The 11,799-nt window shown below is 36.1% G+C and carries 14 protein-coding genes; all 14 read right to left on the bottom strand.

What is annotated here, in order from left to right; translation table 11 throughout:
* Positions 1-356 precede the first annotated feature (356 nt).
* The gene (locus BGC7_RS09945) at positions 357-1,298 is read right to left on the bottom strand and encodes a phospholipase A (RefSeq protein WP_050701423.1); all 942 of its coding nucleotides are present in this window, start codon (positions 1,296-1,298) and stop codon (positions 357-359) included.
* Positions 1,299-1,316: 18 nt separating this feature from the next.
* Complete coding sequence (locus tag BGC7_RS09940) at positions 1,317-1,796, bottom strand: YkgJ family cysteine cluster protein (protein WP_050701422.1); 480 nt, start codon at positions 1,794-1,796, stop codon at positions 1,317-1,319.
* Positions 1,783-2,847, bottom strand: a complete 1,065-nt coding sequence (locus BGC7_RS09935; RefSeq protein ID WP_050701421.1) for an asparaginase — start codon at positions 2,845-2,847, stop codon at positions 1,783-1,785. The genes BGC7_RS09940 and BGC7_RS09935 overlap by 14 nt, the downstream gene beginning before the upstream one ends.
* A 63-nt stretch (positions 2,848-2,910) precedes the next feature.
* A complete protein-coding gene (locus tag BGC7_RS09930; protein WP_050701420.1) occupies positions 2,911-3,567 on the bottom strand; it encodes a TatD family hydrolase in 657 nt (218 codons plus the stop codon).
* Positions 3,568-3,647: 80 nt separating this feature from the next.
* The gene (folE, locus tag BGC7_RS09925; RefSeq protein WP_050701419.1) at positions 3,648-4,211 is read right to left on the bottom strand and encodes a GTP cyclohydrolase I FolE; all 564 of its coding nucleotides are present in this window, start codon (positions 4,209-4,211) and stop codon (positions 3,648-3,650) included.
* Positions 4,212-4,240: 29 nt separating this feature from the next.
* Positions 4,241-4,738 carry an SPOR domain-containing protein gene (locus tag BGC7_RS09920; RefSeq protein ID WP_050701418.1) on the bottom strand — a complete coding sequence of 166 codons (498 nt, stop codon included), beginning with the start codon at positions 4,736-4,738 and terminating at the stop codon, positions 4,241-4,243.
* A 66-nt stretch (positions 4,739-4,804) separates the two neighbouring features.
* A complete protein-coding gene (gene tpiA / locus BGC7_RS09915; RefSeq protein WP_050701417.1) occupies positions 4,805-5,551 on the bottom strand; it encodes a triose-phosphate isomerase in 747 nt (248 codons plus the stop codon).
* Between the two features lie 23 nt (positions 5,552-5,574).
* Positions 5,575-6,912, bottom strand: a complete 1,338-nt coding sequence (locus tag BGC7_RS09910) for a BT_3928 family protein (protein WP_050701416.1) — start codon at positions 6,910-6,912, stop codon at positions 5,575-5,577.
* Positions 6,913-6,921: 9 nt separating this feature from the next.
* The gene (locus BGC7_RS09905; protein ID WP_050701415.1) at positions 6,922-7,476 is read right to left on the bottom strand and encodes a DUF1599 domain-containing protein; all 555 of its coding nucleotides are present in this window, start codon (positions 7,474-7,476) and stop codon (positions 6,922-6,924) included.
* A 71-nt stretch (positions 7,477-7,547) separates the two neighbouring features.
* Positions 7,548-9,056: a glycosyltransferase family 39 protein gene (locus BGC7_RS09900; RefSeq protein WP_050701414.1), complete on the bottom strand. Its 1,509-nt coding sequence runs from the start codon at positions 9,054-9,056 to the stop codon at positions 7,548-7,550.
* On the bottom strand, positions 9,053-9,643 hold the full coding sequence (locus BGC7_RS09895) for a gliding motility lipoprotein GldD (RefSeq protein ID WP_050701413.1): 591 nt from the start codon (positions 9,641-9,643) through the stop codon (positions 9,053-9,055). Before BGC7_RS09895 ends, BGC7_RS09900 begins: the two co-directional genes overlap by 4 nt.
* Before the next feature lie 96 nt (positions 9,644-9,739).
* Positions 9,740-10,195, bottom strand: coding sequence for a single-stranded DNA-binding protein (locus BGC7_RS09890; protein ID WP_050701412.1), 456 nt, complete (start codon positions 10,193-10,195; stop codon positions 9,740-9,742).
* Between the two features lie 146 nt (positions 10,196-10,341).
* Complete coding sequence (locus tag BGC7_RS09885) at positions 10,342-10,848, bottom strand: mechanosensitive ion channel family protein (protein WP_050701411.1); 507 nt, start codon at positions 10,846-10,848, stop codon at positions 10,342-10,344.
* Between the two features lie 90 nt (positions 10,849-10,938).
* Positions 10,939-11,772, bottom strand: coding sequence for a hypothetical protein (locus BGC7_RS09880; RefSeq protein ID WP_050701410.1), 834 nt, complete (start codon positions 11,770-11,772; stop codon positions 10,939-10,941).
* Positions 11,773-11,799: the final 27 nt, after the last annotated feature.

Below are 11,799 nucleotides of genomic sequence, written 5' to 3'. Positions count from 1 at the left end.
CCTGCCCGATTTATTACTTTAATAAAGTAATGACGGTATAATACCCTTGTTCATACAATTTAATGTATGATTGTACTACACTCTTGAATGTTGTTATTTCATTTCCTTCAAAGATCGCTTCTAAACTTAGGGACTAAAAATAATCGGTGATATAGTTAAACTCTTGCATAATCGCAAAACAAACCATCAACCCATTCTTTTGCTCGTTTTAAACTCGCTCGTTTAACTCCCAAAGCGGGTGCAAAGATAAACACAATTATTCTCCAATTCCAAATATTATCCAAACTATTTTTAATCTTTTTTCTTACCAAACAAACAAGATACTATAAATGAACAACTTTCAAAAGAAAAAAAAATTAATACAAACTGATGAAGTCTGGCTTAATCACAATACCGAGCCTTAAGCGTTGGCGAAATTGTTTGTAGTCTAACATGGATTCTCCATAGCCATTATAGTATTCTAAAAAGAGAAATTGATTATCATCATTGAATAACCGGACAGCAAAATTAGCTGTAATATTCGCATTTAAGTTTCGCCCCCCTCTCTTGGTCATAAGAAATCCGAAATTATATTTCTTTTTAGGGCTGGAATAATCCATTCCCCACATTCCCCACCCTGAATATTTTACTATATCCTTATTATTGCCTCCATCAACTATTGGAATCCAAGCTTTTGCGTGCATAGTCCAACGATCATTTAATGTAAAATGAGTACCGAATGAAACTTTATTCCAACTGCGAGAATCTTCTTCATCCTTACCATTAGATTCGTGCTCGAACTGAAGGGTCATAGTTCCCAGAAAACGATTATGTCTAACTAGAGCTCGCCCCAGCCCGACTGTTGGATTATAATTAAGATCGCGGAAGGGAAAAGATTTTTGAAACACATTCCAAAAAGCTTTTTGAGTATAAGTTAAAAACACATATGTTTTGAAAGGCAGGGTACTATTGGTTAGTTTATGACGAATACTGACCTGAAATTTTGCATCTGAATTTAGATTTGTAGGTTTTTCAAACAGATTCGTTCCCACGACAATATAGTTATCTTTATATATACCAAAAGATGGTAAGGCATCAAATCTATTTATAATACTATCTGCATTACTCAATTGTCTAGAAGCACCAAAAACAGAACCAACAAGTGCATCTGTCTGATGAGAAATGAAAGAACCAATACGGCTTCTGACTGTATCTGCCCTCTCATATGCTACTTTTACTGAGTCGGATTTCGTATCCTGAGCACTTACATAAAATTCTCCCACAGAAAAGAGAATGAAAAGAATAAAAATGTATCTCATTACAAGGTTTTGTATTTCTTATTTCTCAATCAATTTTGACAATACTTCAAACGCAATAGGACAAGTCTTAGCATTTTTAACAGTCAACATGTAGATTTGTTCGAACTTCTTTCTATCTGTATGAGGATACTCACGACAAGCTTTTGGCCTACTCTCATATATAGAACAATAATTGTCGGGCATTAAGAATGGACATGGCATAGATTGGAAAACATAATCGCCATCCTCATCCATTTTGAGATATGAATTGACAACTTCGGATGGCTTCATTTTCAAGGCTTTTGCGATACGCTCAATATCTTTATCATATATTGCCGGCCCTAAAGTCTTACAACAGTTTGCACAAGACAAACAGTCTATTCTTTCGGAAAATTCAGAGTGCAATTCTTGAACCCTGACATCCATTTTTTTTAGATGCTTTCTATTTTTTTTATAAAACTGACGAAACAAAGGTTCTGCCTTTTCTGCCAGAAGGCGCAGATTTTCATAATCTTTCATTCGTTCGGTCTTCTAAACGTGTAATTTCACCCACCATAGGTACTCTCATTCTGATCTTTATGTCTTCTTTTTCATACTTATGTCCAATCAAAAACATAAGTTTAGTAATCGCTGTCTCAAAGGTTGCATCAAATCCACTGATTACTCCTGCTTTTAAGAGCTCTCGTCCAGTTTCGTAACGCTGCATATCTACCATTCCTATATTACATTGGGTTATATTGAGAACAATAACTCCACGTTTCACGGTTTCGCGTATAGCTTCTACAAACCATGGAGAAAGGGGCGCATTGCCTGACCCATAGGTTTCAAGAATAATTGCTTTTATATTTTTAAGAGCCAGAATAGTCTCTACAGTCTGTCTCTCGATACCCGGAAAAAGCTTAAGTGTGGCTATACGTGTATCGAGGCGGTAATGAAATGCCGTTTTCTTATCAAAGTCGGGTTGATGAATTATTTTTCTGTCATACCTGATTTGAATTCCTGACTTACCAAGATTAGGATAATTATAAGACTTAAACGCATTGAAGTTTTCTGCGTTCACTTTTGTTGTTCTATTGCCTCTCAGCAAATCATTCTGAAAAAATATACATACTTCGGGCACTATAGGATTTCCCAGTTCGTCTTTATCCGCAGCTATCTCGAGAGCTGTTATAAGATTTTCTTTGGCATCGGTACGCAACTTCCCAATAGGCAGTTGCGACCCTGTAAGCACTATTGGCTTATGAAGGTTCTCTATCATAAAACTTAGAGCTGACGCAGTAAAAGACATCGTATCTGTACCATGCAGAATAACAAATCCATCGTATTTGTTATAGTTGCTTTCTATAGTATGTACCATCTTCTTCCAATGCTCGGGAGTAATATCTGATGAATCAATGACCGGATTGAATACAATATGATCTACATGGAACCGAAATCTTTGCAACTCGGGCAAATGACTATTGAGATGTGAAAAATCGAACGGTTCTAACGATCCCGTTTCGGGATTTTCGACCATACCTATCGTCCCACCTGTATATATCAATAGAATATGAGCGTTTACATCAATCATTATATATATAATATAGTTTTAAGATCGGTAAAAATAATTAAATAAAGGATACCCTAATAGCATTCAACGAGAAAAATAAAACATTTTGACAGAATTATTTCCAACAGAGTCGCTAAAACGCTTTATATCCAAGCCAAACACTGCACATAAACCAGAATAAATACGACAAATAGACACATCCGAATCATCAGTTTCACAAAACAACGAATTGAGAGGAATATATGCCAAAGAGTTCGGATTAAATTTACTTCCTATCGAAAACCGAAAACCTAATTTTACTAATTGTTTTGTTTGTTCAACGTTACCCCTATAACCATGAATAATCCAAGGCATATCGGGCCTATAGGATTTATATAAAGAAATTAATTCCTCCCACGCCTTTACACAGTGAATAATAAGAGGCTTCCTTATCTGTTCCGACAATTCTATCTGGGCGCTAAACACTTCTATTTGTCTGCTTATAGACTCGCCTCGGAGCTTATCCAAACCGGCTTCACCTATAGCTACTACCCTATCCTGAGAAGCAATAGATCTTAACAAATCCATCTTTCGTTCTGCTTCGAATGTATGCCACGGATGGATGCCACAAGAAAACCACACATCCGGACTGCTCTCTTTTTGAGCATAGAATGTATCTGGATAGGTATTCAAGATACACCTAACCTGATATCCGGCATCGCTGGTACAAGCCTTATGGGTATGTATGTTGTAAAGGTACATCGTTGCAAATATAAAAAACAAAAAGCGAGGTTTCACTTTCTATTGTAAAAACCTCGCAAATAAATCTTTCTACATATCCTCTACCGGATAAGATTGATAAATTCTTCGCGAGTTTTCGCCTGATTAAATACTCCTGTAAAATCGGACGTGGTTGTTGTCGAATTCTGTTTCTCCACACCTCGCATCTGCATACACATATGCTGGGCTTCTATAACAACCATAACCCCGAGTGGATTCAGTGTTTGCTGAATACAATCTTTTATTTGCAACGTCATACGCTCCTGAACCTGTAACCGGCGAGCAAAAACATCTACAACTCTGGCTATCTTACTGAGTCCCGTTATATATCCATTGGGAATATATGCGACATGCGCTTTCCCCCAAAATGGCAACATATGATGTTCACACAAGGAGTAAAAACCAATATCCTTAACTATCACCATCTGGCGATAATCTTCTTTAAACAAAGCTTTTCTTAGAATATCCTGAGGATTTTCCTCATAGCCTTTGGTGAGAAATTGCATTGCTTTGGCAACCCTTACAGGCGTATCTTTCAATCCTTCTCTATCAGAATTCTCTCCCAACAGACCAATTATATTCTTATAGTGAGTAGCTAATAGTTCTATCTCTTTTTCTTCTTGCATTCTAAAGTCTTTTTTACACACTATAGTAATTATTCAACAGGGCGCTTTACAACATCGGGTACTACATACATTTCCCGACCAAAAGACGGAAATGTTTTCTTCATCTCTTTAAGTACAGCTTCAGCTTCGTCACTCTTAAGAAAATTGCCAACTCTAAGCCGCCAAAAAGGAGAATGAAAGCTAACGACTGTTTCCAACTCGGGAAAAGCCGAACGTACTTGCGCCTGTTTAGACTCAGCCTCTCTTTTAGATCGCTGCTGATTATTTCCTGAAAAGACTTGAATTTTAAATCCTTTTACCCGTACAAATTCAGCATTAGGATCTACATGACCAAATTTTTTAGTTGTATCAGTTTCCTGACGAATTCCAAGCAGTCCGTTAATAGCCTCGTCTTGCAGTACTTTCACATTACCTTGTCCCCACTTTGAGGAATTCAGCTCTTCTATAATACTTCTTTCTTCACTCTGAGCAAAAGAAGATATAGAAATAAGAGTAAGTACAAACAAGAAATAAAAGCCCTTTTTCATAATCTTTATAGTATGTAAATTGCGGGAATCTGTTATTCCCGCAATTATATTATAATCTATCTTATATTAAAATCCTTCGATTACCGGAATAAATTTCTCTACTTCGAGAGAAGCTCCTCCAATAAGACCTCCATCAATATCAGGACAAGCAAACAATTCTTTGGCATTACCTCCATTGGCACTACCTCCGTATAGTATAGAAGTATTATTTGCTACTTCTTTACCATATTTATCGGCAATAGTTTCACGGATAAATGCGTGCATTTCCTGAGCCTGAGCAGAAGTTGCAGTCAATCCTGTACCTATAGCCCAAACAGGTTCGTATGCTATAACAATTTTAGAAAAATCTTCAGCAGAAAGGTTAAACAAAGCATCTACTGTTTGTCTTTTCACTACATCAAAATGTATATTTTTTTCTCTTTCATCTTTAGTTTCACCAATACAAAAGATAGGAGTTAATCCATTTGCCAAAGCAAGAACTACTTTTTCCTTCAAAAGAGCATCTGTTTCTCCGTAATATGTACGACGTTCCGAGTGCCCTAGTATTACATATTTTGCTCCGGTAGAAGCAATCATAGCAGCTGATACCTCACCTGTATAAGCTCCGGAAACTTTATTTGCACAGTTTTGAGCAGCAACGCCAAGTTTTGTAGATGATGCGACACTAGCCAAATGTATAAATGGAGTTCCTATCACTACATCACATTTCAAAGTTTTACCTGCAAGTGCAGCTTCCAAGTCTTTTGCAAAAGCAACACCTTCTTGCAAATTTTTGTTCATCTTCCAGTTTCCTGCTACAATGTTTTTTCTCATAATCGAATTGTTTATTATATTTATTATTCTGAAATCTGTTCTTCCAAATTTTCCTCTTTAGTTTTATTCTTTTTTCGTCTGAAAAACAATATATCGAAGCCCTTCAAACCAAGTAAAGGTAATAGAAAGACTACCGAAAGAGCTATAATATTTTGCTTGTCTTTCTCATCCTGATCGACAAACTGACCAAAGCCAAGTGTATCAAGATCGCCTGTCAGATCTTTTTCGGACGGGACAGCTATATCTGCCCATTTATTGACAACAACTCCATTTTTCAAGAGAATCAAGCCCGGATTGGAACGAATAATAGTCTTTAAGGTTCGTTCATCCATTGTGCAAAAGTCAAAGTTTACCGTATTCTCATTTGCCCACTTTATAATCTCATCAGTGGAAGATGCTGTCAGACAATAGAATTTATATCCATAATCGTTGGCATAGTTTTCTACATCCTCGAAACTACTCAAATAAGAATCATTCATCCTTTCAAGAGAAGGAGTAATCATCAGAAAAACATAATTGCTATCCGCCAATACATCTGATGTAATATCAGACTGATTGATGACTTCCGTCCTTTTGGCATCGAATGTCAATTCATTTATTGTAAAGTCTTTTATTGGAGAAGAAATACCTTCACTAATGACTTTTGTATCCATTCTAACAAATACCCATGTACTATCTTCCCATGGATAATTATCTTCTGCAAATTCCTTTTCCACCCCATCTTTGGCATACACAAATGTAGATTCCTCTATCCTCCCCTTTCCTACTTCAACATCCATTAGCTCAGGAAGATTTGCGCCTATCCGATAAGGACGAAAATCGAGTAAGGGATCGTACAGGTAATTGCGGAACACAAAGAGCCCTATGAATAGGAATATATACAGAAAAGCCAACCAATAGGTCTTACCTGTAAAGAAGTTACTTATGCGTTCACAATATATACAGACTACAATAGCACAGAACAAAAGCACTATATTCTTATAGAATGTTTGCCAATTGGTAATAATCAGAGCATCACCAAAACAGCCGCAATCTTCGACAGGATTAGCTATCGCCAGATATAGAGTAAGCAAGGTCATGAAAATCATAACCGCAAGCATAAGCCGCGAGTTCCATTTACGATATAGTCCGAAGAGCATACAAGCTCCCATAGCGAATTCAGCAATGCAGAGTGCAGCCGAAATAGGGAATGCAAGAAAAGAAAAAGTAGACAGATGAAAAGCAGTAAAATAGTCCTCAATTTTGTAGGCAAACCCAAATGGATCAACTGCTTTTGCAAAGCCAGAGAAAATAAAAGTCAGTCCCAGTATAATTCTGGAAATCTCAACTAACACTTTCACTATAATATTCTTCCCGGTCATTTACGATGTTTACGATTCTTCCCCATCGGGGTATTCCAGCTTGATCAGCCCAAACAATGAATAATTAATCATATCCATATAGTTGGCATCTATACCTTCCGAAACTATTGTTTTACCTCTATTTTCTTCTATTTGTTTGGTTCTGTATATTTTTGTCAGAATAAGATCTGTGTATGAACTGATTCGCATAGAGCGCCATGCTTCATCATAATCATGATTTTTGGCATACATCAGTTCTTTTGTCTCTGTCATATGCTTATCATACAAGGTCAACACTTGATTCTCATCCAAGTCGACACCATCCGAGTAGCCTAATTCGAGTTGTATAAGACCTATTATGCCATAATTGACAATACCAATAAATTCGGGCATTATACCTTCATCTATAAGACTTACTCCCTTTTCCTCTATACTGCGTATCCGTTTTGCTTTAATCAGTATCTGATCTGTAACCGATTGAGGCCTGAGAATACGCCACGAAGCTCCGTAGTCTTTTAATTTTTTGGAAAAAAGGTTGCGACATATCGCTATCACATGCTCGAATTGCTGTTTGGTATCTGCCATGTCAATATCTCTATTTTTCAGGCTACAAAGGTAGAAAAAATACTTGAATCTACGGGGGCATCGTCTATCATTTAATAATTTAAAACATCTAGTTCAGTTTTCAACTTCTTCAATTTATACAAATATATATCGGTAGCATACAAGCTATCAGTAACTACATATCGTTCGCTCAAAGAATGCAGAAAACACCGAAAGTCATTCTGAACTGCCTCGCGTTGCTGATGAACTAAGATAAAGCGATCTAATTCAAGATACTTCTTTTTGATTTCTCTAAGACAGAAAGGACGAATATCCAAAGAATCTTCCTCCAACAAAAGAGTATATTCTCCTCGGGGAACAATGAGCTGTAAACGTGGCATTACATGATAAGAAAAATCATTTACAACAAATTCAGGAACAGAATCTTCTTTGGACACAAAATCCCGCAGTTCTATGTATGCAACCTCTGTCTGTTTATAATAGCTTAGGTTCGAGTAAACCCTTACACTTGCATCTATACTCAACAAAAACCAGAAAGAGTAAAATAACCAGCGAGCTGTTTTAAGCTCGTATACTTTTGCCAAGACAACAGCTAAACTAAGAGCAAATAGAGCAAGCGAACATGTCATAAAACGAGGCACCAGTATAGGAGTGTAAACTATTGATAGGACAGCCCCTATGAGTATCGGTATAATAAAAGTGAGAAAAGAGAAAGCTGCAATGTATATATCTTTACTTCGAGACTTAATCCACGAAGCGAAAGCAATTAAAGTGAGCAGGAGTTGTACCGACATAAGCAAGACAAGTGAAATCACCATCTGAGTCTTAGAGAAAAGAGTAAATGGCTGCCATATTTCCTTCGGAGAGTACAGGTAATAGATATGTAGGAACAGATCGTTTTTAGCTAATGATTTTATCCAATACTCTTCCGAAACACTCTCCATTTGAGTTATCAACTGTAATAACCACGGGAGATAAGCAACACTAAAAGCCAAAGCACAGAATACTATATTTCGTATATTTTTCTTCTTATAAATGAATGCAATTAGCAGTAGAAAGTATATACCCAAGACGCTTAACAGCCCATAGTTATGCAAATAAGCCGATAGAATCCCCGAAAGCAGGAATAATATCCAATGAATTGTTTTACCCTCAAGAAAAACGTAATAAGCGGACAAGGCACAAGACAGAACAAAAAACATTGTCCACGAATACATCCTTATCTCAGTAGCGAGATACTGAGTTATGGGAAATAGTATTATAAGTAAAATGAAAGAGATGGCTACCTTATCTCCAAACAATTTGCGGATAGGGATACACCCTGAAATAAGTATGGCTAATACTCCCAAAGTAGAAAATATTCGAAAAGAAAATAAAGAGTCTCCAAATATGGAACTATATGCTTTCAGTCCCCAATAATAGAGAGGCGGATGTACATCTGTTGCTGTTATATGCAAAATGTCAGAATACGACATTTTAGACATAAAAACAGAGTAAGTATTATCGTACAAAATTGTAATATCTTTTGCATCAAGAAACAGGAACAAACAAAGCCCCAAAACAACCAACAATAAATAGGCAATATTATTAAAGGACTTCATCTCTTAGACGAATTATTGTTCTTCCATCTCAAAGACTCCATAAGTGTAGTAATATCCTTTTTCAAAAGTTGTACAATCGGAGAGATTGAGTCTGCTTTTACCTCCCGATCAAAATATAAAGAACCTCGTAAGAAGTTGGAAATACTATCGGTCAAATAAAATTGTATGGGAGTAGCCACAGAACCTTCTATGCCATACATAACCCCGTAGACATGATTTATGGAATCTCTATAAGTAGTCTGAGAAATACCCGCTGCAATAGCTGCATGACTATATGCCAAATGATAACTATCATCGACTAACTGATTAAATTCCCCTTTGGCAAATGGAATATATGTACAATATATAGTTGCATTATAAGCAGGATATTGAACATTGAACCAAAAATCGTTTTGAGTAGGCTGTTTATCTTTCACTTCCTCTACATTTGCATCGGAAGGATATGAAAAAGAGAAATAGGAATGATCGAATAAAACTTCCCTAAATTGAGCTCTTTCTATACGAGGATATCCTTGAGGCTTCGGGCTGTACTCACTACACGAAACAATTACAATGATAGATATAATCAAAAACAGAGACTTTCTCATATTTACAAGAAACAGACTAAAGCAAATGTTGTCACATCCGGTTTAATCCGTTTATAAAATTATAGACTACATATAAATGTAGTAAATTTATGAATATTAAAAAGGCAGATCGTCCTCTTCAGATACATTTGGTGTGCTGTTGTATGTACTGGTATTCGAAGGTTGTTTATAAGACTCATTAGCAGAAGTGTAACTAGATTCACCTTCTCCTTCACGCCTACGGCTACCAAGCAATTCAAGATTATCTGCATATATTTCATTCACGTAACGCTTTACACCATTTGCATCGTCGTAGGTACGCGAACGGATTTTTCCTTCTATATATACCTGAGTTCCTTTTCTTACAAATTGCTCTGCAACTTTAGCCAAACCCCTCCAACAAACAATATTATGCCATTCTGTCCTATCGGGAATCTGGGTTCCGTTGGCAGCTGTATATCCTCTTTCTGTTGTAGCCAACGTAAAATTGGCAACAGCACTTCCATTATCGAAATATTTTATATCCGGATCTTTTCCTACGTTCCCTACTAATATCACCTTATTTACAGACATACTTTATTTATTTTAAGGTCAGCGACCTATTATTATTTTATTACAGAACAACATTCAGTTACAATCAATTGACCATATCTTTTTATTTCCTGCTGGTTATACATTCACAAATATAAAAAAAAAATCAACTGCTACAGATATCTATATTATTTTCCTACCGAAACCATTTTTTGCAAAAACAAAGAATTAGGAATTACGATAAGTTCTCCATTATCTGTTCTTAGATGCGTGTAAAAAGTTAATATACTTTCTATTGTAGCCTCTATAGGCATATCTTTATCCAATATATGTATTTTATCTCCCATACGAAAAGGAGTAGAAAAGAAAATAATAATACCGGCTGTTACATTGCTCAACAGCGACCACTGGGCGAATAATGCCACTCCTATAACTGCAAAGATAGAGGAAACGGCAACCAGCATATTCTGAGGTTGAACACCCCATATTACGGCCAAAGTAACAATACATATGAAATTGACAGAAATATTAATAACTCTTGCAACATGAAGCATACGAGTTTCAGACTTCAATGTTAGTACTCCATACTTCTTCACAATTTTCCCCAATATATATTTAGAAGAAGGCGTTAATAAGATTATAATAGCCGAAGCTATTATTTGAGGTAAGTACTCTTTCAAAAACTCAAAAACCATTATCTATTTTTTAGGTTATAAATGTATCAATAAAAAAGACGCAACCAAATAAGCCGCGTCTTTTTCAATATCTAAAAAGGATGTATTCGACTATGATCCAAATGTCATATAGTAAACATTAGTACCAGACCATGCTCCTATATATTTTGTTGTTGCAGGAACTGTTGTACTTGTAGCAGGAACAACATATCTAAACTTAATAGCTACATCAGCTGTAGTTTCAGCCCCTGTATATTTAGGATTAAACAAATAACGAAGTTCGGATAAATTACCTATAGCATTTACTGTACGAGGCAGTGTTGGTGTATTTTCAGGATCTGTATCTGTTTTAAGAAATACCACATCAATAACAACTCGGTTCTTAGCATCGTCACTGGTGGCTCCACTACCTATTATAGCTCCATTCTCATCTCTTTGATTATTTCTATCGTAATAGAAATATGCATTCACGCCTTCTTTTTCTTTCAATGCAGGTACACTAAAAGTAAATAACCAAGAATCTCCAATATATTTAGTTGGAGCAAATGCTGAAATAGAAATAGAAGTTGCATTGATACTATCACTTTCTACAATACTTGGATCTATCCCGTAATATGGAGCTCCATCTACTAAGCTTTTTTGAGGTATCGGATAACCATTATCCAACACATTTACGTACTCTGCCTGATAAGTACCACCGGTACCGTTTAGCAAAATTTTATATCCTATCCAATAACAACGACCGGCCTCTAATTTATTTATTTCACTATGTTTCAAGTAGCCAACGCTTGTTACTGCATATTTTGCCCCGGTTGCCTCGTCATATGTAACGTAAGCGAAATCCCGATCTCTCTTTACCGAACTATCCCCGTCTCCCAGACAGGAAGTCATAAGCATTATAATGGAGAATACTCCCAAAACCAGTTTTAACAAAGGTGATTTCATGTTTAATATATTTTTAGTAACAAATTA

Source organism: Dysgonomonas sp. BGC7 (assembly GCF_001261735.1).
Taxonomy (GTDB): Bacteria; Bacteroidota; Bacteroidia; order Bacteroidales; family Dysgonomonadaceae; genus Dysgonomonas.
The sequence above is the reverse complement of the archived record's forward strand: the minus strand, read 5'-3'. Positions and strand labels throughout refer to the sequence as shown.

Bases quoted from the DNA above. Each gene is read 5' to 3' on its own strand.
- BGC7_RS09940 (WP_050701422.1), bottom strand. From the start codon at position 1,796: ATGAAAGATTATGAAAATCTGCGCCTTCTGGCAGAAAAGGCAGAACCT.
- BGC7_RS09935 (WP_050701421.1), bottom strand. From the start codon at position 2,847: ATGATTGATGTAAACGCTCATATTCTATTGATATATACAGGTGGGACG.
- BGC7_RS09905 (WP_050701415.1), bottom strand. From the start codon at position 7,476: ATGGCAGATACCAAACAGCAATTCGAGCATGTGATAGCGATATGTCGC.
- BGC7_RS09895 (WP_050701413.1), bottom strand. From the start codon at position 9,643: ATGAGAAAGTCTCTGTTTTTGATTATATCTATCATTGTAATTGTTTCG.
- folE (WP_050701419.1), bottom strand. From the start codon at position 4,211: ATGCAAGAAGAAAAAGAGATAGAACTATTAGCTACTCACTATAAGAAT.
- BGC7_RS09890 (WP_050701412.1), bottom strand. From the start codon at position 10,195: ATGTCTGTAAATAAGGTGATATTAGTAGGGAACGTAGGAAAAGATCCG.
- BGC7_RS09945 (WP_050701423.1), bottom strand. From the start codon at position 1,298: ATGAGATACATTTTTATTCTTTTCATTCTCTTTTCTGTGGGAGAATTT.
- BGC7_RS09920 (WP_050701418.1), bottom strand. From the start codon at position 4,738: ATGAAAAAGGGCTTTTATTTCTTGTTTGTACTTACTCTTATTTCTATA.
- BGC7_RS09900 (WP_050701414.1), bottom strand. From the start codon at position 9,056: ATGAAGTCCTTTAATAATATTGCCTATTTATTGTTGGTTGTTTTGGGG.
- BGC7_RS09910 (WP_050701416.1), bottom strand. From the start codon at position 6,912: ATGACCGGGAAGAATATTATAGTGAAAGTGTTAGTTGAGATTTCCAGA.
- tpiA (WP_050701417.1), bottom strand. From the start codon at position 5,551: ATGAGAAAAAACATTGTAGCAGGAAACTGGAAGATGAACAAAAATTTG.
- BGC7_RS09885 (WP_050701411.1), bottom strand. From the start codon at position 10,848: ATGGTTTTTGAGTTTTTGAAAGAGTACTTACCTCAAATAATAGCTTCG.
- BGC7_RS09930 (WP_050701420.1), bottom strand. From the start codon at position 3,567: ATGTACCTTTACAACATACATACCCATAAGGCTTGTACCAGCGATGCC.
- BGC7_RS09880 (WP_050701410.1), bottom strand. From the start codon at position 11,772: ATGAAATCACCTTTGTTAAAACTGGTTTTGGGAGTATTCTCCATTATA.